Consider the following 26330-nt stretch of genomic DNA (forward strand, 5'->3'; position numbering starts at 1 on the left):
CGTGACGTCGACGGTCCAGACCGCCCCCGGCGCGTGGGATCGCCTGGGGGAATGGTGGTTCGGGCGCACTCCCACCATGCGCCTGGTGCTGCGCTGGACCCTCATCGCGGTGCTGACGATCGTGGCATTCCGGGAGAGCCTGCGGAATCTGGTCGAGACCACGTTGGCGGGCGGTCTCATCGGGTACGTCTGGATGGTTCCGATCGCGGCGTTGCTGGCGGCGTTGGGGGTGAACTACCGGCGGCGCACCGAACTACCCATCCATGACCGGCAGACCGACATCATCGTCGGCGTCATCGGGCTCGGGCTCGCGCTGATGGTCCACGGTGTCCTGCTCAAGCGGTATTCGGAGTTCTTCCACTTGATGCGCCTGGATCTGTTGGCGCTGTGGCTGTTCGTGCTCAGCTGCAGCTTCGTGTTGTTCGGCCTGCGCCCGGTAGCCCGCTTCGGATGGGTATGGGTGCTGCTGTCACTGATATCGGCATTGCCCTATCAGGTCGTCGTGATCACGTTGGGCGGCGGGAACTTCGCGGCCGGGGTCGGGACACTGTTCATCGCGGCCGCCGCGACGGCGATCGCGGTGGGCCGCACGCGCAGGCGCGCGGCGGTCGGGGCGCTGACATCATTCGTCATCGGCTTCGTCGTGCTGTTCGTACTCGACAAGGTGAGGCCGGACGCGCCGGTGATCGCCTATCAGATGATCCCATCGCTCACCTCGATCCTCGCGGTGGGTTTCGCGGCCTTTCTGTACACCCGCCGCGGACAACCGAAACGGCTGTGGGACCGCAAGATCGAACCTCTCGCCGCCAAACAGATCTGGTCTGCCGTGCCGTTGGTGGTCGCGGTCGCGGTCGCGCTGGCCTTCATGCCGTTGCCGAAGCAGCTCAGCGCGACGACGATCAGCCGGGCCGCCCCCTACGAGCTGGATCCGGGCCGGCGGCTGGCCCAGCCGCCGGGCTGGTCGATCACCGGCGAGCAGACCTATACCGGCGTATCGCGGTACTACGGCGACGAGGCGATACTCGTGCGGCAGCGCATGACCGCCGATGTCGGCGACCCACGATTCGACAAGCTGGCGGCACCGCGAACGGTCATGGTGGACAGCATCGTCAGCGAGTTGCCGTTCTCGTTCGACGCCTATCCCGGACAGGTGCTCTACGACACCACGGGCACGCGGCTCAGTGCGCCGCGTCGGGTCGACCTCGGCCACGGTGTGACCGGCCAGCTTCTCTCCGCGATCGACGACCGGCTGCTGGTGACATGGGACGTGCTGCGATTCGCGTGGGGCGACGAGGACCAGGATCAGATCGTCGACGTCTTCGCGGTCGACAACCATCTGCCCGACGCGCCGTTCCCGGACCCGCAACGCGGCCTCATCTCGACCCTACGCAACCTGTTGACGGTGCTGTTCCGGGGCAATTCGGTGTTGGTACAGCGTCAGCCGGTTTACAAGGATGCCGAGCTCCTGACCGAATTCGGCCGCGCACTGGTGGCTGAGCAGTTCGGGCAGACGAGGACCGGACAGTGACGATCCGCGAGATATTCGACGCCGACACCGTGACCGCTGAACAACGTGACTACGCGTTGCACCGGGCGATCAACGGCCTGCGCGAAGACGATCCGCTGCATTCGGCGTCGAAGCCGTTGATGGGTTGGCAGAAACCGGTGCTGCTGGGGCTGCTGGCAGTCGTGATCGCGTTCGAAATATGGCGGCCGATGCAGACTGCGGTGGTCCTCATCGGATTGTGCACGCTGGCATACCTTTTGACGTTGGGCGATCGCGTGTTGATCTTCAAGCGCGGCCTGGCGTCGCGGCCCATCGTCATCGGCGACGAGGCGGCCCGTGCGATACCTGACGAGGAGTTGCCGCCGTACACGATCCTGGTCCCGGCCTACAACGAGCCGGAGGTGGTGGCCGATCTCATCGGCGCGATGGATTCGCTGGAGTACCCGCGGGATCGGCTTCAGGTGCTGCTGTTGCTGGAGGCCGACGATCAGGTGACCATCGACGCCGCCAGGGCCTGCGGGGAATCCGACGTCATCACGATTCTGCTCGTGCCGCCCGCAGAACCGCGGACCAAACCGAAGGCGTGTAATTACGGCCTGCACTTCGCGACGGGCGACATCGTCACGATCTTCGACGCCGAAGATCTACCGGAGCCGCTGCAGTTGCGCCGCGTGGTCGCGGCGTTCCGTCAGCTTCCCGACGACGTGGCGTGTGTACAGGCAAAGCTCGTGTATCACAACGGTCACCAGAATCTGCTGACCGCGTGGTTCACCGCCGAGTACGCACTGTGGTTCGGGTATCTGCTGCCCGGCATGATGGTGAGCACTTCACCGATTCCCCTGGGTGGCACGTCCAATCACCTGCGTCGGGACATGCTGCAGCAGATCGGCGCGTGGGATCCGTTCAACGTCACCGAAGATGCCGATCTCGGGTTGCGGATCGCCGCGCACGGGTACCACACCGCGGTCATCGACTCCTACACACTCGAAGAGGCCAACAGCGATGTGATCAATTGGATCCGGCAGCGGTCCCGGTGGTACAAGGGCTATCTGCAGACCTGGCTGGTGCACATCCGGCAGCCGGTGAAGTTGTACCGGACACTCGGGTTGCGCAGTTTCATCCGCTTCACGCTGGTGTTGGCGGGCACCCCGATCATCGCGGTGCTCAACCTGCTGTTCTGGTTCATCACGGTGTTGTGGTTCCTGGGCCAACCGGCCGTCGTCGGCGAGGTGTTCCCGGCGCTCATCTATTTCCCGGCGCTCATCGCGATGATCATCGGCAACTTCACGGTCATGTACATGAACATGATCGCGCTGCGCGAGGACGACCGGTCGGATCTGCTGTTCGCCGCGCTGAGCGTACCGCTGTTCTGGTTGATGATGAGCATCGCTGCCGCCAAGGGCTGCTATCAGATGATTCGCCAACCATCGTTCTGGGAGAAGACGTTTCACGGTCTCGCCGAGCGTCCCGAGGACAAGGCCGCGCACGAGCAGATGGCGTCGACGTGATGTCTGCTGCACGCACACGGCCGGATTTCCGGCTGAAGGCGGCGATCTTCTTCGCCTTCCTCGTCGTGTATCTCGCGGTGGGGTACTGGCTGCAGATTCAGCACGCGTTCATCATGGGCGACACGCTGTCGCGAGTCGCGGCCACGCAGTCGGTGTTGTTCAGCCGCGATCCGCACCTCGCCGCGCTGGGCTTCATCTTCACGCCCGTCGCAGCCATGGTGCAGATACCGGCGATCGCGTTCAGCGCGGTGTGGCCCCACATCACCACCTACGCGTATTCCGGCACGATCATGTCGGCGGCGTTCATGGCGGGGGCCGCCGTGCAGATCTTGAGCATGGGCATCGATCGTGGTCTGCCGCGGGCATATTCGGTGACCATCACGCTGTTGTTCGCGCTCAACCCGATGATCGTCTTCTACGGCTCCAACGGGATGAGCGAGGCGCCGTTCATCTTCTTCATGGCATGGGCGGTGCGCCGGCTCATCATGTGGATGGTCGACGATGACGTGCACCATCTCGTCGCGGCAGGCGGTATCGCGATGGGGCTGGCCTATCTGACCCGCTACGACGCTGCGGCCTCGATCGGCGCCGCCGGATTGCTGGTCGGCATCACCACCTACCTGCGGGCCAAACCGCCGCCCCGCTTGCGTCGCGCCTTCCTGGACCTGTTGATCGTGAGCGGTCCCGGCTTCCTGGCGTTCCTCGGCTGGGCCGCGGCCGGGTGGCTGATCACCGGTGAGGCGTTCGCACAGTTCACCTCGCAATACGGCAACACCGCGATACTCGAGCAATCCGGGCAGACGGCACCGAACTTCGCCGATGGGCTGCGATTCGCGCTCATCTGCGTCATGTTGCTCGCACCGACGCTGATCCCGCTCGCGCTCTGGGTCACCATGCAGCGGTGGGGCAAACCGAACTGGCAGGTGCTGATCGTGCCGGTGGCGATGTTCGGTGCGGTGTTGGCGTTTCAGGCCTACAGCTACGCCGCCGGATCGACGTTCCCGTTCCTGCGGTTCTTCATCATCGCGATACCGATGACCGCTTGCCTGGCGATGCTCGCGGTTCCCGACGGAGTGTTCGTCACACCGACACGCCGCGGCAAGTACGCACCGCTCGTGAGTGCCGAAGCGCCCCGGCGTCATTCGGCGGCGCGGTATGTGGCCGTTGCCGCGACCGTCGCGATCGGTATTCCGGTGACGGTGATAGGCATGGCTCAACCCGATTACGCACCACAGGAATACGGTCTGGGCGCGGTGCTCTCGCCAGACCCGGACAACGTGACCGAACGCAAGGCCACCGAGCATCGGATCGCGCGCACGTTCGGCACGGAACGAAAGATCGCCGAGTATCTCGACACGCTCGATCTGCCGGACAGTTCGGTGATCACCGATACGGTCTACGGGTTCGGCATTCTCGCAGCGTCGAGCCGGCCGCGGATGTTTATCATCCCGTCCGATCCGGATTTCACCGAGTTGCTCAACGATCCGAGCGGCAACGGGATCGAGTACCTGCTGGCCGTCCCGCCGATCGGCCGCGGCACCTCCGATGCGCTCAATCTCCGTTATCCGACGCTCTACGACACCGGGGCCGAAGTCGCCACCCTGGAACTGGAGATACCCAACGATGGTGACGGCCAGCCGGATTGGCGTCTGTACCGGGTAAACGAACCGGTTGGTTGACGGCCTCCTGCGCGAACAGACGCTTGGGTACCCGAAATTCATTGCTTTGGGGTACCCACGCGTCTGCTCGCGATGAGATAACAATTGACGGGCAATACGCAATTGTCGGCAAAATTCTGCATTCAAATCGGCATAATCCGCTTGTATGGAACCTGTCTCAGATACGAATCGAAATCAGGCCATCGACGCAGGCCAGGGAGAGCACGGGCAGCTATCCAGACGAAAAGCATTGAGCAGCTTGGCCGTTCTCGGTGTGGGCACCGCGGCGGTATCGAGTGTGCTGGCCGCCTGTGACAGCAACGGCGCCGATGGCGGGGGTGCCGATGGCGGCGGCGCGTTGACTACCGACAACAAGCCCAAGGGTGCCACCGAGGCGACAAAAGCAGCTAACCAGAAGGTGCTCGACACCCTGCCGTTCAACGACAAAGCTGATTTCGATGACGCCAAGCGGGGACTCGTAGCCCGTCCCGACACGCTCACGATCAAAGATGCCGACGGCAACGTCGTCTGGGACCTTGAGGAGTACAAGAAGTACATCGCAGCCGACAAACCGGCGCCGGACACCGTCAACCCGAGCCTCTGGCGCAACGCGCAACTGAACATGGAATACGGGCTTTTCGAGGTGGTCCCGGACCGGATCTATCAAGTGCGCGGCTACGACCTGTCCAACGTCACGTTCATCCAGGGCGACACCGGATGGATCGTCATGGACACCGCGATCTCGCCCGAGACGGCCAAAGCGGCACTGGACCTGGCCAACCAGCATCGTGGCAGCAGGCCGGTTCTCGCGGTCGTTCACAGCCATTCGCACGTCGATCACTACGGCGGCGTACGAGGCATCGTGTCTCAAGCCGACGTCGACTCGGGCAAGGTGAAAATCATTGCACCACAAGCTTTTGTCGAGGACGCCGTCAGCGAGAACGTCATCGCAGGCAATGCCATGTCCCGACGCGCGATCTACATGTACGGTGCCCTGTTGCCGCGCAATCCGCAGGGCGGGGTGAACGGTGGCCTGGGGCAGACGGTGTCGACCGGTGTTCCGACGATGATCATCCCGACCGACATCATCAGCACAACCGGCACGAAGATGACCATCGATGGTGTCGACATGGAATTCCAGATGACACCGGGCACCGAAGCGCCGACCGAGATGAACACGTTCTTCCCGCAGTTCAAGGCCATGTGGATGGCGGAGAACACCACCAATACCATGCACAATCTGCTGACGTTGCGGGGCGCACAGGTGCGTGATGCCCGCGTCTGGGCCAGTTTCCTCGACGAAACGATCCGCACGTACGGCCCGAACACCGAGGTGAAGTTTCAGAGCCACCACTGGCCGAAGTGGGGCAATGCCAACATCATCGACTACTGGAAGCGCCAGCGCGACATGTACAAGTACATGCACGACCAGTCGGTCCGGTTGATGAACCAAGGCTATGTCGGGTCCGAGATTGCCGAGGAGATCCAGTTCCCGCCCGAGCTCAACAACTTTTGGCCCGACCGCGGCTACTACGGCACACTCAAACACAACTCGCGAGCCGTCTATCAGCGGTATATGGGTTGGTATGACGGCAACCCGTCAGATCTCGACGACCTGCCACCGCAAGAAGCTGCCAAGAAGTACGTCGAGTACATGGGCGGCGAGGAAGCGATCCTGGAAAAGGCCAAGAACGACTTCGACAACGGCAACTATCGGTGGACCGCGATGGTGCTCAAGCACGTCGTGTTCGCCAATCCCGACAGTGTGCATGGAAAGAACCTGCTGGCCGACAGCTATGAACAGATGGGTTACCAAGCCGAATCCGGACCCTGGCGTTCGGTGTATCTGCAGGGCGCCTATGAACTGCGAAACGGTGTGCCAGATGCGGGCGGCACGGACACCGCGAGCCCGGACACCATCAACGCCATGCCTCCGGAAATGATGTTCGACTACTTGGGCGTGCGGCTCAACGGCCCGAAGGCCGCTGGCAAGAACATCACGCTCAACGTGGACTTCACCGACTTGCGCAAGGTTTATGGGCTCACTGTGGAGAACGGTGTGCTCAACTACGCGCCTCAACCGATACCGAACGCCAACGCGAACCTCAAGCTCACCAAGGCGACCATGAACCAGATTCAGATGGGTGAGTTGAAGCTCACGGACGGCATCGACCAGAACAAGGTGACGCTGGAGGGCAACCGTCAATCAGTCGAAGAGTTCGTCGGTCTGCTCGACACCTTCCCGTTCTGGTTTAACATCGTGACGCCTTGAGCGAGCGCCGGTTTCCGGCGAACAATAGCTCCTATGTCAAGCGGCAGCTGATTGTTGGGTGTGGTGTGGGATTTGGCGGTCGGTGAGCAGGGCTTGGTAGACGCGGCGGCTGATGCGGCGTTTGAGGCAGCGTCGGGCTTTGGCCTTAGTTTTACCCTCGGCGATCAGCCGGTGATAGTAGGTATGGCCTTGGCTACCTTCCATCCGGGCCTGGGTGACGGCGATGCGGTGGATGGCGGTGTTGAGTTGGCGGTTGCCTGAGCGGCTTAACCGCATTTGGCCGGCGTTGGCGCCCGACCATGCCGGGATGGGTGCCACGCCGGCATGGCAGGCGAAGGCGGCCTCGCTGGTGAACCGTTCGATGCCGGCGGCCTCGCCGACGATCTTGGCCGCGGTCAGCTCCGCGCAGCCGTCGATGGCCAGCAGTGTGGGAGCGAGGTCGCGGATGCGGGCGGCGAGGCGCTTTTCGAGGGCGTTGATCTCAGCGGTGAGTCGGATGATGTCGGCCAGCTCGTCACGCGCGATCTCGGCGATGAGCCCGGCAAGGGTCTGCAGCCAGTCCTGTAGGGCTTGCTGGTGTGTGGTCAATTTGAGCTTGCGGGCGGCTGGGGCCTGCTCGGGGTCGAGTTCATGGACATGCCAGCGCAGTCGATTGATCGCCGAGGTGCGTTGCGCGACAAGGATATCGCGGCGGTCGGTGAGCAGCTTGAGCTCGCGTGAGGTCTCGTCATGGCAGGCCACTGGAAGGTCGGGTTCACGCAACACCGCCCGCGCGACCGCCTCGGCATCGATGGGATCGGACTTGCCCCGGGTGCGTGCGGACTTGCGTGTCTGGGCTGAGAGTTTGGTGGGTACCCGCACCACCTTCTGCCCGCCACCAAGCAGGTCACGTTCGAGCCGTGCCGACATGTTGCGGCAGTCCTCGATACCCCAGATCAGATCCGTGCCGAACAGTTCGCGTGCCCATATCAACGCCGCCTGGTGGCCCTCGGTGGTGGCCTTGACGGTCTTTTCGCCCAGCCGCCGGCCCACCTCGTTGACGGCGACAAAGGTGTGTGAGCGCTTGTGCACATCGGCGCCAACAACAATCATGAGAGTTGCCTCCTTCGCTCTGTGGAGAGGGTGTTGAGGTTGGACCGGTCGGCCGACACATCTCAGTCGGGGCGATGCCACGCTCCTATCAAGTCAGGTCGGCCGGTCCGTCTCACCTGATGCCGGCACTACTGCTCAACGCCAACCCCGAGGGCGACAGACGCGTAGGGAGCCAGACACCAGGTGAAACGTAACCAACCACCGCGCCACAGCGGCTGTCACCCAGACCCGCCGTAAACCCGGCACACTCACAATGACACTGAGACGCGTAGGTACCCAGAAATCGTCGATTTCGGGTACCTACGTGTCTGTTCGCGAGTAGAGGTGGCGGCCGGTTATGCCGGGGGCATCAGCACGGTGTCGATCAGGTAGACGGTCGCGTTCGCGGTGCGCACCCCGCCGCACACCACACCCGCGTCGTTGACCTTGAGCGCGTCGCCCGAGCCGGTGACGTTCACGGTCGCGCCCTGCACGGTCTGATGGCTGCCGACCACCTTGGCCGGGCTGGCCTGACCCGGCACGACGTGGTAGGTCAGGATTTTCGTGAGGGTGGCGGAATCGGTCTTGAGCGATTCGATCGTCGCCGGATCGATCTTCGCGAATGCGTCGTCGGTCGGTGCGAACACCGTGAACTCACCGCCGTTGAGGGTGTCGACCAGGTTCACGTTCGGGTTCAACTTGCCCGACACCGCCGAGGTCAGGGTGGTCAGCAGCGGGTTGTTCGACGCCGCGACGGTCACCGGGTCCTGGGCCATGCCGGTCACCGAACCCGGCCCCGACGGCACCTGCTCGGCGTACCCCGCGCACCCGGGCCCGACGAGGTCGGCAGCCGGATCGACCGGGGCGGCCGGCTCGTTCGACATCGGTGCGACCGCGCTCGTGGTCGATTCCACCTGCGGCGCCGGCCGGGCGGTCTCACTCGACGAGCAGGCTGACAGGCCCAGCGCGGCTGCCGCGGCGAACCCGGCCAGCACGCCGGCGGATTTCTGAATGTTTCGCATTTCCACTCCCTGTGTCGGCGACAGCGGTTGCCGTCGTCTACCGGGTATTCGGAGTGGTCTGCGTCATGGATGGGAGCAATCCTTACGGGGACCGGTTCCGAATACCGAGCATGTACACCTTGGTGCTCATCGGATTCCTCGGCGGCCTCATCACCGGCATCTCGCCGTGCATCCTGCCCGTGCTGCCGGTCATCTTCTTCTCCGGCGCGCAAAGTGCCCGTGTGCCCGGCGATCACGGCACGACCATGGTCGAAGTGAAACCGTCGCTCGTGCAGGCCCTGCGCCCGTATTTCGTGATCGCTGGACTCGTCCTCAGTTTCAGTGCGGTGACGCTCGTGGGTTCGGCGGCGTTGCAGCTACTGAACCTGCCGCAGGACGCGATCCGGTGGGCCGGGCTGATCGCACTCCTCCTGATCGGCATCGGGCTGATCTTTCCGCGCGTCGAGCAGCTGTTGGAGAAGCCGTTCTCCCGCATCCCACAGAAGCAGTTCGGCAGTGGGCGTGTCGGTTTCGGGCTCGGGCTCGCGTTAGGGGTGCTGTACGTGCCGTGTGCGGGACCGGTGCTGGCCGCGATCGTGGTCGCGGGGGCGACGGGTTCGATCGGGCTGAACACCGTGGCCCTGACGTTGTCGTTCGCGGTGGGGGCCGCGCTGCCGTTGCTCGTCTTCGCACTCGCCGGGCGGCGGGTGGCGGAGCGGGTCAACGCTTTTCGGCATCGGCAACGCCAGATCCGGGTGGCCGGCGGTGTCGTGATGATCGTGTTCGCACTCGCGCTCGCGGTCAACCTTCCCGCGACGCTGCAGCGCGCGATCCCGGACTACACCACGGCACTGCAGGACAAGGTTGCCTCGACGACCGAACTGCAGGACAACCTGGGCGGCATCGTCAACGATCAGAATGCGCAGTTGTCCAACTGCACCAACGGTGCCGAGCAACTCGAAAACTGCGGACCCGCGCCGGATGTCACCGGAATCAGCGGCTGGTTCAACACGCCCGGCGGAGCGCCGGTGGATATCAAGACGTTGCGCGGCAAGGTCGTACTCGTCGACTTCTGGGCCTACTCATGCATCAATTGCCAACGCGCCGTGCCGCACATCGTCGACTGGTACGACAGATACCGGGACCTCGGATTCACCGTGATCGGCGTGCACACTCCGGAGTATGCGTTCGAACGCGTGCGGGCCAACGTCGAGAACGGCGCGGCCGACCTGGGCATCACCTACCCGGTCGCACTCGACAACGCGTACTCGACATGGACGAACTACCGCAACCGGTACTGGCCGGCCAAGTACTTGATCGACGCGACCGGCACCGTGCGCCACATCAAGTTCGGCGAAGGCGACTATACGACGACCGAGCGTTTGATCCGCGAGTTGCTGGTCGACGCGAATCCAGCTGTGCAGCTGCCGGATCCGACGGACGCGGTAGACACGACCCCGGACTCCGACCGCACGCCCGAGACGTACCTCGGCGTCGGCAAGGAGATCAACTACGCCGGCGGCGGCGTCTACGACGAGGGCGAGGCCACGTTCGCCTATCCGGCGCGCCTGCCTGAAGATTCGTTCGCCTTGCGCGGCCCGTGGCGGCTGGACTACCAGGGCGCCACCGCGGGCGCCGACGCGTCGAGCATCAGGTTGAACTACCACGCCAAGGACGTCTATCTCGTGGTCGGCGGTACCGGCACGGTGACCGTGATCCGCGACGGCGAGACGACGACCGTGCCCGTCAGCGGCCCGCCCACGTTACGCCAGATCGCAGCGACCGGCGAAGTGCGGCGTGGCGAACTCGAAGTACGCCTGAGCCAAGGGCTGCAGGCGTTTTCGTTCACCTACGGTTAGCGCGTGTCAGGTATCCGTGACGCGATGCCGTCGAGTAGCTGGTTCAGGCCGGACCGGAAGTCGGCCACGTGGTCATCGTCATCGCCGAACGCGCCGGCTCGCACCGCGGCGGCCAGCGCCGGGAAACGGTCGCGATCGAGCAACGTGCTGACGACGAACGGGAAGAGCCCGGGATCGGTCTGACCGGCCTCGATGTCGATCGCCGCGGCACCTCGCACGTAGTGCAGCACTGCCATGACCGCGGCGAGTTTGTCGCGCTCGGACAATCCGGTCGGGGCAAGTGCCGCGAGGCCGGCATCCAGCCACGCCAGCTGCCCGGGGTCGACCGGCGGGCCCATCGAAGCGGCCGGCAGGATCCACGGGTGGCGGTGATAGACATCCCATAGGCCGAAGGCCCAATCCTCCAGCGCGTCACGCCAATTCGCATCATCGGTGGATTGCGGCGGCGGACCAGGACCGGCCGACAGCATGAACATCACGAGCTCGTCCTTGCTCGCCACGTGTCGGTAGAGCGACATCGTCCCGCAGCCGAGCCGTTCGGCCAGCCGGGCCATGGACAGCGCACCGAGCCCGTCCGCATCGGCCAGGTCGATCGCCGCCGCGACGATCGCTTCGCGGGTCAGCCCGCGGGCGCGCCGCGGTGCGGTGTCCTGCCGCCACAGCTCCCGCAGGGCGCGGGGGAGGCGGTCGTCGGGTGCGGTCATCGATGCTCAGCGTAAACCAGTGACAACCACGAGCGTATGTCGTACGCTTTTGCGTATGACATACGCATCGCGTCGTCGGGTCGGCCTGGCGGGCGCATTGGCCCTCGTCGTCGTCGCGTTCCTCGCCTACTCGATACCGCCGTATCTGACCGGCGGCACGCGCGTACCCGCGACGTTCGCGTTGCACTATCCGCTGCTGGTCGCACACGTCCTGTTGGCGAGCGTGGCCATGGTGTGCGCGGTCGCGCAGATCTGGCCCGGGCTGCGGCGTCGTCATCCGGGACTGCATCGACGAACCGGGCGCGTGTATGTCGTCACGGCGATCCCCGCGGCGGTGTGTGCCATGGTGATCGGGGTCGCCACCCCGTTCGGCCCGGTGCTCGCCGTGAGCAACGTGGCGCTCGCGGCGCTGTGGCTGTGGTTCACCGTCGCCGGGTTCATCGCCGGGCGGCAACGCCGCTTCGGCGTGCACCGACGCCAGATGCTGCGCAGTGTGACGCTGGCGCTGTCCATCATCACCAACCGCGTCTGGACACCCGTTCTCTTCCTGGCCTTCGAACCGTTGCGGGACAGCGTCTTTGACGGAAACGACGAGCACTATCTGTGGGCGGTGGCCGGTCTGGGCGCGTGGCTGGGGTGGACCCTGCCGATGGTGGTCCTGCAATTCTGGTTGAACCGGCGGCCAGCGGTTTCGCCGTCGTCAGTTTCTCCGGCGGCCCGCCGCGAGCCGGTGTAGTCTCCGGGCGAATCGTCCAAAACCGCGGCGGTTCCCCGACCGGGATGAGGTTTCGCCATGGCTGCTGGAATCGACGGGGCGTTCAACGGCAAGATCGCACTGGATATCAGGGATTCCGAACCGGATTGGGGCCCGTACGCCGCGCCCACGGCCGCGGAGAACGCGCCGAATGTGCTCTACCTGGTGTGGGACGACACCGGCATCGCGACCTGGGACTGCTTCGGTGGGCTCGTCGACATGCCTGCGATGAGTCGTATCGCCGAGCGAGGTGTACGGCTGTCGCAGTTCCACACCACCGCGCTGTGCTCGCCGACGCGGGCGGCTCTGCTCACCGGCCGCAACGCCACAACAGTGGGCATGGCGACCATCGAAGAGTTCACGGATGGATTTCCCAACTGCAACGGTCGAATTCCGTTCGACACCGCGCTGCTGCCGGAAGTGCTCGCCGAGAACGGGTACAACACGTACTGCGTCGGCAAGTGGCATCTCACGCCGCTGGAGGAGTCCAATCTCGCCTCGACAAAACGGCATTGGCCGCTGAGCCGAGGATTCGAACGGTTCTACGGGTTCATGGGCGGCGAGACCGACCAGTGGCATCCGGACCTCGTCTACGACAACCATCCGGTGGACCCGCCCGCCACGCCCGAAGACGGCTATCACCTGTCGAAAGACCTGGCCGACAAGACCATCGAGTTCATCCGCGACGCCAAGGTCATCGCCCCGGACAAGCCGTGGTTCACCTACCTGTGCCCTGGTGCCGGGCATGCACCGCACCACGTGTTCAAGGACTGGGCCGACCGGTACGCGGGCCGTTTCGACATGGGCTACGAGCGCTACCGCGAGGTCGTGCTCGAAAACCAGAAGCGGCTGGGCATCGTGCCGCCCGACACCGAACTGCCACCGGTCAACCCGTATGCCGACACCACCGGGCCCAATGGTGAACCCTGGCCGGCCCAGGACACCGTGCGGCCGTGGGACACGCTGTCCGACGACGAGAAGCGGTTGTTCTGCCGGATGGCCGAGGTGTTCGCGGGCTTCCTGTCCTACACCGACGCCCAGATCGGCCGCATCCTGGACTTCCTCGAGGAGTCCGGCCAACTCGACAACACCGTGATCGTCGTGATCTCCGACAACGGCGCCAGCGGGGAGGGCGGACCGAACGGATCGGTCAACGAAACGAAGTTCTTCAACGGCTACATCGACACCGCCGAGGAGGGGCTGAAGTTCTTCGACCGGCTCGGCGGCCCGCAGACCTACAACCATTACCCGATCGGCTGGGCGATGGCGTTCAACACGCCGTACAAGCTGTTCAAGCGCTACGCGTCACACGAGGGTGGTATCGCCGACCCGGCAATCATCTCCTGGCCCAACGGGATTGCCGCACACGGCGAGGTCCGCGACAACTACCTCAACGTCTGTGACATCACTCCGACGGTCTACGACCTGCTGGGTATCACCCCGCCTGCGACGGTGCGCGGCGTTGCGCAGAAGCCCCTGGACGGCGTGAGTTTCAAAGTGGCCCTTGCCGAGCCGAACGCGCCGACCGGGAAGGAGACCCAGTTCTACACCATGCTCGGGACTCGGGGGATCTGGCACAAAGGCTGGTTCGCCAACACCGTGCACGCCGCCACCCCGTCGGGCTGGTCGCATTTCGACGCCGATCGCTGGGAACTGTTCCGCATCGAATCCGACCGCAGCCAGTGCCACGATCTCGCCGCCGAGCAACCGGACAAACTCGAAGAGCTCAAGGAGCTGTGGTTCAGCGAGGCCGCCAAGTACAACGGGCTGCCGCTGGCCGACCTCAACATTCTCGAGACCATCGGGCGGTGGCGCCCCTATCTGGTCGGTGAACGGACCACCTACACCTACTACCCGCACACCGCCGAGGTCGGTCTCGGCGCGGCCGCCGAACTCCGCGGGCAGTCGTTCAAGGTCCTCGCCGAGGTCACGGTGGAGACCGCCGACGCCGAGGGCGTGCTGTTCAAACAAGGTGGTGCGCACGGCGGTCACGTACTGTTCCTCGCCGACGGATATCTGCACTACGTCTACAACTTCCTCGGTGAGCGCGAGCAGCTGCTGTCCTCGCCCGATCCGGTCACGTTGGGACAGCACGTCTTCGGCGTCAGTTACCAGCGAACCGGGACCGTGCCGGACAGCCACACCCCACTCGGCGACACCACCCTGTTCGTCGACGACGCGGCAGTGGCCGAACTGGCCGGCATGCAGACCCATCCCGGCATGTTCGCCCTGGCCGGTGGCGGCATCTGCGTCGGCCGCAACACCGGGTCGGCGGTGTCGCGCAGCTACCGGGCACCGTTCCCGTTCACCGGCGGCAGCATCGCCAAGGTCACCGTCGACCTGTCGGGTGCACCGTACGAGAACGTGAAAGCCGGTCTGGCGCTGGCGTTCTCGAAGGACTGACCGCCTCGCCCTCCGTTAAGTCAACGACCACGACCACCTGGTCACCGTCCGGACTCCGGGGTTCCGAGGCGGCTGCGCCGATCGCCGACTTCGGCATCCGCATACCCTGAACGCATGTTGACAGAGCTGGTCGAAGTCCCCGGCGGGTCGTTCCGGATGGGTTCGACGAGTTTCTACCCCGAAGAGGCGCCGATCCACACCGCGACGGTCGCGGACTTCGCGATCGAGAAACATCCCGTCACCAATGCCCAGTTCGCCGAGTTCGTCGACGCCACCGGCTACCGGACGGTGGCCGAGCGTCCGCTCGACCCCGCGCTGTATCCGGGCGTGCCCGACGAGGACCTGCAACCGGGTTCGCTGGTGTTCCGGCCCACCCCCGGACCGGTCGACCTGCGGGACTGGCGGCAGTGGTGGGACTGGGCGCCTGGCGCGAGTTGGCGCCACCCGTTCGGGCCGCAGCGGGAGGAGTGCCGCCCGGACCATCCCGTGGTCCAGGTGGCCTACCCCGACGCGGTGGCTTACGCGGCCTGGGCCGGCCGCAGGCTGCCCACCGAGGCCGAATGGGAGTACGCGGCGCGCGGGGGCGTCGAGGGTGTCTATGCCTGGGGCGACGAGGTGACCCCGGACGGCCGGTTGATGGCGAACACGTGGCAGGGCCGGTTCCCGTACCGCAACGACGGTGCGCTGGGCTGGACCGGCACCTCGCCGGTCGGGACGTTCCCACCAAATGCCTTGGGGCTGTTCGACATGATCGGCAACGTGTGGGAGTGGACGACGACGCGGTTCGCGCCCCACCACCGGCCCAATGCGGCGGAATCGGGATGCTGCCCGTCGCCGAGTGGCGATCCCGGCGTGAACCAGGTGCTCAAGGGCGGCTCGCACCTGTGTGCCCCGGAATACTGTCACCGCTACCGGCCTGCCGCGCGATCACCGCAGTCGCAGGACAGCTCGACGACTCACATCGGGTTCCGGTGCGTGGCTGACGCGCTCGTGTAGGCGCAGGTGCCCGGCGATGACGACGGCAACCGTCAGCGCCGTCGCCAGGGCCAGCGGCACGGCCATGTGCAGTCGCAGCAGCATTGCGCCTGCGACCGCGCCGAGGAAGATGACCACGATCGCGGCGATCCTGCGGTTGAAAACCGCCGCCCGTCCGCCGCCGGTCCAGGTTTCGCCGGCCAGGCTCGTCAGGGTCGAGGTCACCACGACCGTCGTCATGTCCTTGACGGCCAGCGCGCGGGCCACCATTGCCTGCACGCCCATCACGGTGGCGATCGCGGTGGCGATGACGACCTGCCCGGTGGCGCCGGGATTGTCACCGCCGAGCGCGACGGCGACCGTCAGTGCGAGGAGCACCGCCGCACCGATCGTGAGCAGCAGTGTGATGCGGGTGTCCCAGCCGGGCGCCGAGCGTCTGCGCACGGTCAGCCCCGCGGCCAGCGCCCCCGCCGTGAAACCTGCCAGCGCGATCGCGGGCCCGAGCACCGGCAGGTCGTCGGCGCCTGCCACACCCATGCCGAGGATCACGATGTTGCCCGTCATGTTTCCGGTGAACACTCGATCCAGGCCGAGATAACCGACCGCGTCGACGATCCCGGTGACGAACGTCAGCGCGAGTGTCGTGAGGAGGCCGAGGCGATTTCGATCCGGTTGCCGCATCTGTCAGAAGAAGGCGATCGCGAACACGGTGGAAAGGATCAACCCGCTCATCACCGGCAGGAAGCACTTGCGCGCCAAGGTGAGAACGGGCACCCGCGCGAATCCGGCCACCGCGACGAGTGACGACCACGCGACAAGCGTTCCGCCGCCCGACCAGATGTTGCCCATCTGGCCGATCGCGGCGAGTGTCGCGGGGTCCATGTCCACGACCGGTGCGAGCGCACCCGACAGCGAACCGGTCAGCGGCAGCCCGCTGAAGCCCGATCCCTCCAGGCCCGCGATGAGGCCGACGAACAGCACGGCGAACGCCGTGACAACGGGATTCGGCGACACGAGTGACTGCGCGGCGGTGATGAGATCGAACAGGAACGCCGGACCTTTTGCGTCCGCGGGCATTCCGAGGATCGCGGCCGAGAAGTCACCGTTCCCGATGAAGAAGAAGCCCGCGATCGGCAACACGATCCCCATGGCCTTGAACGCGAACACGAGGCCGTCGACCACGTGCTGGGACGAGGTCTCCAGGAAGTTGCGCTTGTCGTTGGTGGCGGACGCCGCGAACAGGAGCAGCGCGGCGAGCCCGCCGACGATGGCTGCCGCGTCCCCGCCCTTGAGCGGCGGCACCGCGGTGGTGAACTTCCCCAACAGCAGGTAGACGATGAACGCGAAGTAGACCAACGGAACAAGCACCGCGAACAGCTTCGCAGCCAACATCTTTCGCTCGGGTTCGGGTGGCTGGACCGGATCGGCCATGACGACCGTGGCGGTGGCTGTGGCGGTCGTGCCGTCGGTGACGACCGGGCCGGTCACCGGCGGGGGAGCCGGCGTGTTCTTGCGGGCCGCCCCGCCCCCACCCAATGACGTGTCCGGCGTATCGGCGTCGTCGTCGCGGGACCGCTCGGCCTCGTTCTCCCACTCGCGCAACAGCTCCGGGGACGGCGTCCGCCAGGTGCGGCGCTGCATGAAAAACGTGATGGCCAGTGCGGTCAGGCCGACGATCAGCGACAGCACCATCGCCTTGTCGGCCACGGCATCGGGATCCACACCCGCGGCCTTCGCCGAGATGCCCGGCGCCACCTTGATGATGTAGTCCGATGACAGCGCCATGCCCTGACCGCAGATCGCGATGACCATGCCCACCGACAACGGGGACAGGCCGGCCCGGATGGCGACCGGGATGAGCACCGCGCCGACCAGTGGGACCGCCGGCGTCGGCCAGAAGAACAGGGAGATCACGTAGGTTACGACGGCGAGCACGATGAAGCTGCTGGTGCCGGCCCGCATGACCCGCCGGAACGGCGTCACCATCATGCGGTCGGCGCCCATCTCCCGAAGTGCCCCCAGCATCGCGGTCACGATCGCGATGATCAGGAAGATGTTGAACAGTTCCTTCGCCGCGGTGAGGCTCGCGTTGAAGATCGACGACAGGCCGGTGATGAAGCTGCCCGAGAAGGCCCATGCGGTCAGCAGGGTTGCGGTGACGGCGGGCACGACGATGTTCTTCCGGATCGCCATCGTGATCAATATGACGACGATGCCGGCCAGATAGATCCAGTGCGCCGCGGTGAGTTGGATGTCCAATTCGGGACCTCTCGTTGAACTGCTGGGGGCTGTGCAGTCTGATGCTGGAATGTTCGGCGCGGTCTCGACCTGGGTCAACGACAACAGTGCACATCGGCGACGGCCTCACCATGTGCAGTGTGTTCGAAACTTGTCGACCGCATATCGTGCGGTTTCGACCACGTAACGATTGGCTTGGACTGCGGTGCCGACGGTCCGCCGCAGTGCCGTGGAGCGGCGGCTATGTGCAGATTGACCAGACAGTGCGCTGATGGCCTGTGCACTATCGCCCGGTGGGATCGCCCAATGGTGGCCGTGGCAGTGAGACAGTGCATGGGAGGGGGAGAGAACCCCGATTCCGTTGGCTACGAGGATGGTTGCGAGCACCATGACCGACGTTCGTTCCACCACACACCCCGGCTCGAAGCCGACAGGCCACGACAGCGGCACGCCGCTGGGGCTGGCAGCGCTGCTGGCGGGGACAGTGGTCGGCACCGTGAGCAACAACGTCGTGAACGTGCCACTCGACGCGATCATCGACGAGTTCGACGCTCCACTGGGCAACGGGGTGTTCGTGGTGGTCGGCTTCCTGGTCTGCTTCGCGGCGACGATACCGCTGGCCGGATGGTTCGGCGACCGATTCGGCCGCAGGCGGGTGTACTGCGCGGCCCTGCTGGCGACCGCGGTCTGCGCCGTCGGTGCCGCAACGGCACCGTCGCTGCCGCTGTTGATCGCCTGGCGATCGGCGGGCGGGGTCGCCGCGGCCGCGTTCGCCCCGGCTGTCATGGGCCTGATCGCGTGGATGTTCTCGGGCGAACGCCGAGGCCGCGCGATGGGCGCATGGGCGTCGGCGAACGGTATCGGCCAGGCGGTCGGCCCCAGCCTCGGCGGCCTGGTGGCTGATACCTGGGGTTGGCGGTGGGTGTTCGTCCCGCTGGTCCCGGTGGCCCTGGCCGGTTTCGCCGGAACACTGCGCTACGTGCCGCGCTATCGGGGCGTCAAGATGTCGTTCGACCTGGCCGGGGCGGCCGCGTTGACGATCGGTTCGGCGTTGCTGATGCTCGCGCTCGCGGTGGTGTCACGGCCCGACGTCAGCGGCTGGCTCATCGCGGGCACGGCGGCCGCCGCCGTGGCCGCACTGGCCTGGTTCGGCTGGCACTGCAGGCGTGCCGAGAGTCCGTTCGTCGACGTCCGGCTCATCAGCGAGTCGCGGTTCGTCCGCAGCTGCCTCGCGGCGTTTGCCCAGATGTTCTGTCTCGGTGCGACATTGCTCGCGGTGCCGCTCTATCTGGTCGGCAACTCGGTGTCGATCTCGGCCGCGGGATTCGTGCTGTTCACGGTTCCCGCCGCGATGGCGCTCCTCGGCCCGGGGGTGGGGCGGTGGCAGGACCGGCTCGGGCCGAGGCGCGTGTTGCGGACCGGCCTGGTGTTGTTGCTGGGTGCCCAGGTCGGCATGGCGGTGGTCGTGGCGCAGGATCGGATCGTCCTGCCCGCGTTGATCGCGGTGTTGGTGACCGGCGGGATCGGCATCGCGTTGGTGCAGACACCGGCGGCCACCGGCGCGACGCGCTCGCCCGCCGGTGCGCAGGGCACCGGGCTCGGCTTGTTCAATCTCGTTCGGTTCGGTGGTTCGGCATGCGGTGCGGCGTGGGTCGCGGTCGCGCTCGACGTGGCGGGCTACCCGGCGGTGTTCGCCGCGTGTGCGGTGATCGTGACGCTCGGGCTGGCCGGATCGTTCTTCGGTCCCGACCCGCAGCCGGTGTGATCAGCGGAAGCTGGCTTCCCGGTCGATCGCCGAGTGCACCTCGTCGAGGAGGTCGAGCCGGATCGCCAGCCACACCGTGAACTGGTTTTCCGGGACGCGGATGTCCATGCCGAGCAGCCGTGAGATCCGGTCCAGCTTGGCCAGCATGGTGTTGCGATGCACGTTGAGCACGCGCGCGGTGGCGTTCACGTTGCCGCCCTCGCTCAGGTAGGCGCTGAGTGTCTCCAACAGGTCGGGTCCGGACCGCAACGGCCCCAACATGTCTCGCACCAGCTGGCGACTCTGCTCGGTTTCGGCCACCTGGGCGAGCACGGTGAAGCCACGCAATTCTTGATACGACGTGGCGCCGGTGCGGTGCAGGCGCCGCGCGATGCCGAGTGCGACGCGGGCTTCGCGATAGCTCTCCCTGACCTCGCTCGCGCCGAGCGCCGGCCGACCGTACGCCACCGGGGCACGCAGGCCGCGCCGCCGCTCCAGCTCGAGCGACATGGCCTGCGCGTACTCGTCCATCTCGGCGCGCATGGCCGGGCCGTCCTGGCTGCGCAGCGTGCGGACCACGACGAGCACGTCGCCGATCACCGTGACGTAGGCGTGTACCGCCGGGTGCGGTGCGACGCCTGCGGCATACCGGGCCAGGCGGACCATGCTCGCGGTCGGATTGTCGACGCGGCGGGGCAGCACCCCGGGAGCCACGAAGACCCCGAACCGGGCGTCGAGTTCGATGTCGTGGTGCTCGGCGCGGGCGCGCATGTCGTGTTCGCTGGAGAAGCTGCCGTGCACCAGGGCCTGGACGAAGTCGCCCCTGGCGCGTTCCTCGGCCTCGTCGACGCTGCGTTGCCGCAACATCTCCGAACCGATGATCGCGGTCGCCTGCTCGGTCAGTACCGAATACCTGGCGAGATCATGGCTGCCGGGGTGTGGGTCGGGTACCAGGATCACGACCCAGCCTTCGAACGACTTGCCGAGCCGGATCGCGCTCGCGACACACGTCCAGGTGCTGTCGTGCAGACCGGTGATCGGCTGGATGCGGGTGTCGTGCCCGTCGGAGCGCCGTTCGGCGGCAGGCACATCGGCGGCGAGCATATCGTTCACCGAATCAGCAAGCGGTGCAAGGGTTTCGGGTGTCAGCCCGGTGTGTGCGACCACGTGTCCTCGGGCGTCCAGCGCGACCGCGGGGTTGCGCGCCAGGTTGGACACCTCCCGGACCAGGATCTGCAGCCCGGCACCGCGATGGAACAAGCCGGCAAGCGACGCGTGCACGTGCGTCGAGTACCGCATGACGTGGACTTCCTGGCTGAGCGCGCGCTCGGCCAGTAGCCGGTTGAGGGCGGCGAAACCGACCGGTATCCCGAGCTCGACGACCACCAGGCCGGTGGGCAGCCGCCCCAGATCTGGCGGGATGACGCCGTCGACGAGCAGCGTGGTCGCGCCCCGCGCGGTCAGTGCCGACAGCGCAGCGCCGTTTGCCACCAACGACTCCGGCCGGGCGTAGACCGCCACGGCGTCGAGCGGGTCATGCTGCGACAGCACCTCGTTGAGCGGCAACACCCACGTGAGTTCCCGGTCGAGTCGGTCGGTGCCGGCGACCACCCGGGCGCCGGACATGAGCGACTCGTCCAGCAGTCCCTGCACAGTCATGCGGCCGGTGCCGGTCGGTGGTTCTGTCATGTCAAACCCCGTGCTCTTTTGTGCGTTGTGTATCGATTACCGGACGTGTCGGCACAGACACCATGTGCAACTTAACCGTCATCGGCCACAGATTCAGGTCATATTAACCATCCCATCGGGGACCTGCTCGTTGATAGACATTCCAGCGTCAGCCGACACCGACTGCCGCGAGAGAGCGAAAGATCAATGCATCGAATTCACCGCATCACCCTCGACGACGCGTTGCCACTGCTAGCCGCGGGTCGCGCCAAGGCCGAGGAAATCGGCGTCAAGCAAACCCTGTGCATCTGCGACGACGGCGGCAACGTCCTTGCGCTGCACCGGTTGCCGGGCGCCCGCCTGACCGGTGTGGACATCGCGATCGCCAAGGCGTTCACCGCCGCAGGGCATGAGCGCGCCACGCATCTATTCAACGAGCCGCCCAACGGCCCGGCACTGCCCGGCAACGAGGCGTTCGGCATCAGCCACATGCTGCCCGGCAAGTTCGCGATTTTCGTCGGCGGGTTTCCGCTGGTGTTCGACGGTCAGATCGTCGGCGGGGTCGGGATCAGCGGCGGCAACGGCGAACAGGACAAGGCCGTCGGCGCGGCGATCCTCGCGGAGTTCGATGCGCTGACCGCGTCGGTCGCCCGCGCTTGAGCCGGTGTGCACGTTGACCCGGCAACGGCATCATCGCCGGTGATTGTGACCATCGCCGGTACCCGGCGCTCTAGCTAATGTCCCTGGTACCCAAGTGTTTTCACCGAAAGGATTGATCGATGACCCAGCTGCTCGGGCGCGACGAGTTTCGCGCTGAACTCGAGAACGCCATCAAGGGCCGCGAGGCGAAGAACGCGTCGTTCTCCAAGGCATGGGCGGAAGGCAAGCTGAGCAAGCAGCACTTCGCGCGGTGGGCCGAGAACCACTACCACTATGTCGGGCCGTTCGCCGACTACCTGGCCAACATCTACTCCAACACCCCCGACCAGTTCACCGGCGCAAAGGATTTCACGCTCCAGAACATGTACGAGGAGGAGCTGGCCGACATCCGCCACACCGACCTGCTGATCAAGTTCGGTGAGGCCTGCGGCACGACCCGTGAGCGGATCGAGGATCCGTCGAACATGAACGCCATCACGCGCGGGCTGCAGGCGTGGTGCTATGCGGTGTCGCAGCGCGAACACTTCGTGGTGGCGACGGCGGCCCTGGTGGTCGGCCTGGAATCACAGGTGCCCAGCATCTACACCAAGCAGATCGTGCCGCTGCGCGAGGTGTACGGATTCACCGAGGACGAGATCGAGTTCTTCGATCTGCACATCACTTCCGATGTGGTGCACGGCGAACGCGGTTACCAGATCGTGCTCGACCACGCCGACACCCCGCAGTTGCAGCAGCGTTGCCTGCAACTGGTGCGCTGGGGCGCCGAGATGCGCTTCTCCTACACCAAGGGTCTCTACGACTACTACGTCGCACCGGACCTCGAATCGGCGTCCGTCTGATCTGACCCCGCCGCCTCGGCAGAAAGGTTGAGCTGTGACCACGGATTGGATTGCGGTGGCGAGTACCAAGGAACTCGCCCGTCGCCGCAAGCTGCGCGTCACGCTGGATGGTTCGGACGGCGCCGCCGGCCTGGCCATCGCGCTGTTCGAGGCGGCGGGACAGGTATATGCGTTCGCCGACAGCTGCATTCACCAGGACCGCTCCCTGGCGAAGGGAACGCTGCTGCACGGCAAGGTCATCTGCCCCGGCCATCAGTGGCAGTTCGACCTGGAAACCGGATATGAGGAAAGCCAGGACCGTTGCCAACCCACCTATCCGGTCCGGGTCGAGGACGGCACCGTCTACGTCAACCCCACGGCGCGGATGAGCGCGGTGGCCACCGGGTCTGACGGAAAGGAAGCACAGCCATGACCAGCCGGACATTCGTCACCGTCGGAGCGGGCCAGACCGCCGCGGTGGCCGCCCGTACGCTGCGAAGGCGCGGATTCGACGGCCGCATCGTGCTCGTCGGCGACGAACCGTACGCGCCGTACCAGCGGCCGCCGTTGTCGAAGGAGTTTCTCGCCGGCACAGACACATTCGATTCGCTGGAGATTCTCCCGGAGACCTGGCGCGCCGACAACGACGTCGAGATTCTGACCGGTGCCGAGGTGACCCGCGTCGACGCGAGCACCCGCAGCGTCGAACTCGCCGGCCGTGCGCCCATCCAGGCGGATGCGGTGCTGTTCGCCACCGGTGGACGGCCCCGGGCGCTTCCAGTGCCCGGTCCGCGGCCGGAGCTCGTGCACTACCTGCGCACCGTCGAGGATGCGCAGCGGCTGCAGACCGCACTCACGGCCGGCAGGCGGCTGGCGATCATCGGCGCGGGGTTCATCGGACTCGAAATCGCCGCGACCGCAAAGAACCTCGGTGTCGATGTCACGGTTCTGGAGGCCGCGCAGGTGCCGCTGGGCGGCATTCTCGGGCCGCGCATCGGTGCCGAGGTGGCCCGCATCCACCGCGACCACGGTATCGATCTCCGCACCGGCGTCGGCGTCGACGGGATGCGCACCACCGCAGACGGGGTTGTCGTGACCTGTGGGGGTGGGCAGCCGATCGAGGCCGATGCGGTGGTGATCGGTATCGGCATCACGCCCAACACGGCGGTGGCGTCGGCGTCGGGACTGGCGGTCGACGACGGCATCGTCGTCGACGAGCAGGGCCGCACCTCGATTACCGGTATCTACGCGGCAGGCGACGTCGCGCGGCGCTACTCGACGCGGGCGGGTCGTCACGTCCGCCACGACCACTTCGACAACGCCAACAAACAAGGTGCTGCCGTGGCCAACGCGATGCTGGGCCGCGACGCCGTCAACGACGATGCCCCGTGGTGCTGGTCGGACCAGTACGACCACAACATCCAATTCCTCGGCGCGGCAACCGCCGACGTGGTCATCCGCGGCGACGTCGACGCTCTCGACTTCACCGCTTTCTATGTCGATGACGACGCCCTGCGCGGGGTGTTCACGGTCGACCGCGGCGAGGACGTGATGGTGGGACGCGAGCTGCTCGGCCGCCGGGTCGAGCGTGCCGTGCTCGAGGACGAGGACGCCGACCTGTGGGATCTCGTGGATACCGAGGAGGTGGTGAGCGGATGATCCAAGGCGCCAACTTCATCGACGGGCAGTGGGTTCCGGCGGTCTCCGGCCGGACCTTTCAGCGGCACAACCCCGCCGACCCCGACGAGCTGATCGGCACGTTTCCGGCGTCGGATGCGGCCGACGTCCGCGCCGCGGTCGACGCGCTGGAGAAAGCGGCGCCCGAGTGGGCGGCGACGCCGCCGGAGCGGCGTGCCGCGATCCTGGAATCCGCGGCAGCACAACTGGAATCCCGGGCCGACACGCTGATCGCCGAACTGGTGGCCGAAGAGGGCAAGACCAAAGCCGAAGCCACCATGGAGGTCAGCCGGACCCCGGCGAACCTGCGCTTCTACGCGGGCGAGGCGACGCGCACCACCGGCTCCACCTATCCCTCGGCGGGGGACAACCTCGTCTACACGCTGCGCGAACCGGTCGGCATCGTCGCCGCGATCACGCCGTGGAACTTCCCGTTCAACATCCCGTCCCGCAAGATCGGCCCCGCGCTGGCCGCCGGTAATCCGGTGCTGTACAAGCCATCCGAGGTGACACCGCTGATGGGCCAGCGTCTCGTCGAGGCGCTGCTGGACGGCGGGCTGCCGCCTGCCGCGATCGCGCTGGTGCAGGGGGACGGAACCGCGGGTGCGGCCGTCGCGGCCGATCCGCGGGTCGCGGCCGTGACGTTCACGGGCTCCACCAGGGTGGGCCGGGCGATCCATCGCGAGGTGGGTCCGGAGCGGCGCGTGCAGTTGGAGATGGGCGGCAAGAACCCGGTGGTGGTTGCCGCCGACGCCGACCTCGACGGCGCCGCCGCGCTGATCGTCAAGGGCGCGTTCGGGCTGAGTGGACAGGCCTGCACCGGGACGAGTCGCGTCGTCGCGGTCGATGCCGTCCACGACGCCCTGCTGGAGCGGGTGATCGCGAAAACCGAAACGTTGCAGGTCGGTCCGGGCAACCAGCCGGGGGTGAACATGGGCCCGCTGGCCAGTGCCGACCAGCTCGACAAGTTCCTGCACTATGTGCAGGCCGGAGTCGCCGAGGGCGCGACGCTGCGCTGCGGCGGTACCACCGTCGGCGAGCGCGGATTCTTCGTTCGGCCCACGGTGTTCGCCGATGCGCTGCCCACCATGCGCATCGTCGCCGAGGAGGTGTTCGGACCCCTCGTCGCATTCCAGCGGGCGGCGACCCTCGATGAGGCGGTCGCGTTGGCCAATGCGACGGAGTACGGGTTGAGCGCCGCGATCGTCACGTCCGACCTCGCCACCGCAACCCACTTCGCGCGTCAGTCGCGGACCGGGCTGGTCAAGATCAACCAGCCGACCACCGGCATGGCGATGAACGCCCCGTTCGGCGGCTACAAGTCGTCGAGTACCCAGACGTACAAGGAACAAGCGGGCGCGACGCTCATGGAGTTCTACACGCTCGAAAAAACCGTCTACCTCAACCCGGCCGTTTAACCACAGGAGCTGCAATGGAATTCAAGCGAGTCGCCCGGTCGGGGCAGGTGCCCGAAGGCATCGTCCGGCGGTTCTTCGCCGACGACCACGAATTCGCGGTGGCTCGCCTCAACGGCAAGGCCTACGCGACCTCCAACTACTGCACGCACCTCGACTGCATGCTGTCGTCGGGAAAGCTCGTCGACGACGGCATCGGATGCTCCTGCCACGGCAGCGCGTTCGACCTCGAGACCGGCGAACCGATCTGCCCGCCCGCGACCGTCGCCATCAAGACCTACCCGGTGCAGGAACGCGATGGCGAGATCTTCGTCGGCGTCGAGGCAGGGGAGATGCCTGTCGGGCCGCGGCGCCGACGCAAGGGAGCGTGATCGCGACGTGACGACACTGCAGCGACC

At 66.1% G+C, this 26330-nt stretch carries 21 protein-coding genes; 15 read left to right on the plus strand and 6 right to left on the minus strand.

The annotated features are described in order from the left end of the window. Nucleotide 1 precedes the first annotated feature (1 nt). The 4 genes from AWC31_RS24600 to AWC31_RS24615 all read left to right on the plus strand — a co-directional run bounded on the left by AWC31_RS24600 (nt 2) and on the right by AWC31_RS24615 (nt 6945). Nucleotides 2-1528, plus strand: a complete 1527-nt coding sequence (locus tag AWC31_RS24600) for a hypothetical protein (RefSeq protein ID WP_085146520.1) — start codon at nt 2-4, stop codon at nt 1526-1528. Continuing rightward, nucleotides 1525-3015 (plus strand): glycosyltransferase, encoded by a 1491-nt coding sequence (locus AWC31_RS24605; RefSeq protein WP_085146521.1) that lies wholly within the window; start codon nt 1525-1527, stop codon nt 3013-3015. Before AWC31_RS24600 ends, AWC31_RS24605 begins: the two co-directional genes overlap by 4 nt. Then, the gene (locus AWC31_RS24610; protein ID WP_085146522.1) at nt 3015-4694 is read left to right on the plus strand and encodes an ArnT family glycosyltransferase; all 1680 of its coding nucleotides are present in this window, start codon (nt 3015-3017) and stop codon (nt 4692-4694) included. Before AWC31_RS24605 ends, AWC31_RS24610 begins: the two co-directional genes overlap by 1 nt. Nucleotides 4695-4923: 229 nt before the next feature. Continuing rightward, on the plus strand, nt 4924-6945 hold the full coding sequence (locus AWC31_RS24615) for an alkyl/aryl-sulfatase (protein ID WP_234816988.1): 2022 nt from the start codon (nt 4924-4926) through the stop codon (nt 6943-6945). Nucleotides 6946-6981: 36 nt separating this feature from the next. On the opposite strand, the gene AWC31_RS24620 is transcribed toward AWC31_RS24615, so the two are convergent. Together AWC31_RS24620 and AWC31_RS24625 are read right to left on the minus strand one after the other, a co-directional pair. After that, nucleotides 6982-8037 carry an IS110 family RNA-guided transposase gene (locus tag AWC31_RS24620; protein ID WP_085146523.1) on the minus strand — a complete coding sequence of 352 codons (1056 nt, stop codon included), beginning with the start codon at nt 8035-8037 and terminating at the stop codon, nt 6982-6984. A 335-nt stretch (nt 8038-8372) separates the two neighbouring features. Then, the gene (locus AWC31_RS24625) at nt 8373-9038 is read right to left on the minus strand and encodes a fasciclin domain-containing protein (protein ID WP_085146524.1); all 666 of its coding nucleotides are present in this window, start codon (nt 9036-9038) and stop codon (nt 8373-8375) included. Between the two features lie 110 nt (nt 9039-9148). Between AWC31_RS24625 and AWC31_RS24630 the strand changes: the two genes are divergently transcribed. After that, nucleotides 9149-10876, plus strand: a complete 1728-nt coding sequence (locus tag AWC31_RS24630; RefSeq protein ID WP_085146525.1) for a cytochrome c biogenesis protein DipZ — start codon at nt 9149-9151, stop codon at nt 10874-10876. On the opposite strand, the gene AWC31_RS24635 is transcribed toward AWC31_RS24630, so the two are convergent. Further along, nucleotides 10873-11580, minus strand: coding sequence for a TetR/AcrR family transcriptional regulator (locus tag AWC31_RS24635; RefSeq protein WP_085146526.1), 708 nt, complete (start codon nt 11578-11580; stop codon nt 10873-10875). The genes AWC31_RS24630 and AWC31_RS24635 overlap by 4 nt on opposite strands. A 55-nt stretch (nt 11581-11635) precedes the next feature. On the opposite strand from AWC31_RS24635, the gene AWC31_RS24640 reads away from it, so the two are divergent. From AWC31_RS24640 to AWC31_RS24650, 3 genes are all read left to right on the plus strand, one after another. Next, entirely contained in the window at nt 11636-12316 is a 681-nt protein-coding gene (locus AWC31_RS24640) for a DUF2306 domain-containing protein (protein ID WP_085146527.1), read from the plus strand. Nucleotides 12317-12373: 57 nt separating this feature from the next. Beyond that, nucleotides 12374-14737 carry a sulfatase-like hydrolase/transferase gene (locus tag AWC31_RS24645; RefSeq protein WP_085146528.1) on the plus strand — a complete coding sequence of 788 codons (2364 nt, stop codon included), beginning with the start codon at nt 12374-12376 and terminating at the stop codon, nt 14735-14737. 114 nt (nt 14738-14851) lie between these two features. Beyond that, on the plus strand, nt 14852-15733 hold the full coding sequence (locus AWC31_RS24650; RefSeq protein ID WP_085146529.1) for a formylglycine-generating enzyme family protein: 882 nt from the start codon (nt 14852-14854) through the stop codon (nt 15731-15733). Here the strand turns inward: AWC31_RS24650 and AWC31_RS24655 are convergent. Continuing rightward, on the minus strand, nt 15665-16393 hold the full coding sequence (locus AWC31_RS24655) for a YoaK family protein (protein WP_085146530.1): 729 nt from the start codon (nt 16391-16393) through the stop codon (nt 15665-15667). The genes AWC31_RS24650 and AWC31_RS24655 overlap by 69 nt on opposite strands. Before the next feature lie 3 nt (nt 16394-16396). Next, nucleotides 16397-17971, minus strand: coding sequence for a hypothetical protein (locus AWC31_RS24660; RefSeq protein ID WP_085146531.1), 1575 nt, complete (start codon nt 17969-17971; stop codon nt 16397-16399). Nucleotides 17972-18338: 367 nt separating this feature from the next. Between AWC31_RS24660 and AWC31_RS24665 the strand changes: the two genes are divergently transcribed. Then, nucleotides 18339-19715, plus strand: coding sequence for an MFS transporter (locus tag AWC31_RS24665; RefSeq protein ID WP_085147290.1), 1377 nt, complete (start codon nt 18339-18341; stop codon nt 19713-19715). Here the strand turns inward: AWC31_RS24665 and AWC31_RS24670 are convergent, their stop codons facing one another. Further along, the gene (locus AWC31_RS24670) at nt 19716-21383 is read right to left on the minus strand and encodes a PucR family transcriptional regulator (RefSeq protein WP_085146533.1); all 1668 of its coding nucleotides are present in this window, start codon (nt 21381-21383) and stop codon (nt 19716-19718) included. 186 nt (nt 21384-21569) lie between these two features. Between AWC31_RS24670 and AWC31_RS24675 the strand changes: the two genes are divergently transcribed. From AWC31_RS24675 to AWC31_RS24700, 6 genes are all read left to right on the plus strand, one after another. Next, nucleotides 21570-22022, plus strand: coding sequence for a GlcG/HbpS family heme-binding protein (locus AWC31_RS24675; protein ID WP_085146535.1), 453 nt, complete (start codon nt 21570-21572; stop codon nt 22020-22022). A gap of 119 nt (nt 22023-22141) precedes the next feature. Next, nucleotides 22142-22861 carry an iron-containing redox enzyme family protein gene (locus AWC31_RS24680; protein WP_067842216.1) on the plus strand — a complete coding sequence of 240 codons (720 nt, stop codon included), beginning with the start codon at nt 22142-22144 and terminating at the stop codon, nt 22859-22861. Nucleotides 22862-22895: 34 nt separating this feature from the next. Then, the gene (locus tag AWC31_RS24685; RefSeq protein WP_067842220.1) at nt 22896-23273 is read left to right on the plus strand and encodes a Rieske (2Fe-2S) protein; all 378 of its coding nucleotides are present in this window, start codon (nt 22896-22898) and stop codon (nt 23271-23273) included. Beyond that, nucleotides 23270-24499, plus strand: coding sequence for an NAD(P)/FAD-dependent oxidoreductase (locus AWC31_RS24690; RefSeq protein WP_085146537.1), 1230 nt, complete (start codon nt 23270-23272; stop codon nt 24497-24499). The genes AWC31_RS24685 and AWC31_RS24690 overlap by 4 nt, the downstream gene beginning before the upstream one ends. Then, nucleotides 24496-25935 carry an aldehyde dehydrogenase family protein gene (locus tag AWC31_RS24695; protein ID WP_085146539.1) on the plus strand — a complete coding sequence of 480 codons (1440 nt, stop codon included), beginning with the start codon at nt 24496-24498 and terminating at the stop codon, nt 25933-25935. The genes AWC31_RS24690 and AWC31_RS24695 overlap by 4 nt, the downstream gene beginning before the upstream one ends. Nucleotides 25936-25949: 14 nt before the next feature. Further along, a complete protein-coding gene (locus tag AWC31_RS24700; protein WP_067842230.1) occupies nt 25950-26303 on the plus strand; it encodes a Rieske (2Fe-2S) protein in 354 nt (117 codons plus the stop codon). Nucleotides 26304-26330 lie beyond the last annotated feature (27 nt).

Source organism: Mycolicibacterium wolinskyi (genome assembly GCF_002101965.1).
Lineage (GTDB): Bacteria > Actinomycetota > Actinomycetes > Mycobacteriales > Mycobacteriaceae > Mycobacterium > Mycobacterium wolinskyi.

Coding starts and splice junctions, on each gene's coding strand:
- AWC31_RS24680 (WP_067842216.1), top strand. CDS start 22,142: ATGACCCAGCTGCTCGGGCGCGACGAGTTTCGCGCTGAACTCGAGAAC.
- AWC31_RS24655 (WP_085146530.1), bottom strand. CDS start 16,393: ATGCGGCAACCGGATCGAAATCGCCTCGGCCTCCTCACGACACTCGCG.
- AWC31_RS24695 (WP_085146539.1), top strand. CDS start 24,496: ATGATCCAAGGCGCCAACTTCATCGACGGGCAGTGGGTTCCGGCGGTC.
- AWC31_RS24650 (WP_085146529.1), top strand. CDS start 14,852: ATGTTGACAGAGCTGGTCGAAGTCCCCGGCGGGTCGTTCCGGATGGGT.
- AWC31_RS24670 (WP_085146533.1), bottom strand. CDS start 21,383: ATGACAGAACCACCGACCGGCACCGGCCGCATGACTGTGCAGGGACTG.
- AWC31_RS24620 (WP_085146523.1), bottom strand. CDS start 8,037: ATGATTGTTGTTGGCGCCGATGTGCACAAGCGCTCACACACCTTTGTC.
- AWC31_RS24700 (WP_067842230.1), top strand. CDS start 25,950: ATGGAATTCAAGCGAGTCGCCCGGTCGGGGCAGGTGCCCGAAGGCATC.
- AWC31_RS24610 (WP_085146522.1), top strand. CDS start 3,015: ATGTCTGCTGCACGCACACGGCCGGATTTCCGGCTGAAGGCGGCGATC.
- AWC31_RS24690 (WP_085146537.1), top strand. CDS start 23,270: ATGACCAGCCGGACATTCGTCACCGTCGGAGCGGGCCAGACCGCCGCG.
- AWC31_RS24640 (WP_085146527.1), top strand. CDS start 11,636: ATGACATACGCATCGCGTCGTCGGGTCGGCCTGGCGGGCGCATTGGCC.
- AWC31_RS24665 (WP_085147290.1), top strand. CDS start 18,339: ATGACCGACGTTCGTTCCACCACACACCCCGGCTCGAAGCCGACAGGC.
- AWC31_RS24625 (WP_085146524.1), bottom strand. CDS start 9,038: ATGCGAAACATTCAGAAATCCGCCGGCGTGCTGGCCGGGTTCGCCGCG.
- AWC31_RS24630 (WP_085146525.1), top strand. CDS start 9,149: ATGTACACCTTGGTGCTCATCGGATTCCTCGGCGGCCTCATCACCGGC.
- AWC31_RS24645 (WP_085146528.1), top strand. CDS start 12,374: ATGGCTGCTGGAATCGACGGGGCGTTCAACGGCAAGATCGCACTGGAT.
- AWC31_RS24675 (WP_085146535.1), top strand. CDS start 21,570: ATGCATCGAATTCACCGCATCACCCTCGACGACGCGTTGCCACTGCTA.
- AWC31_RS24635 (WP_085146526.1), bottom strand. CDS start 11,580: ATGACCGCACCCGACGACCGCCTCCCCCGCGCCCTGCGGGAGCTGTGG.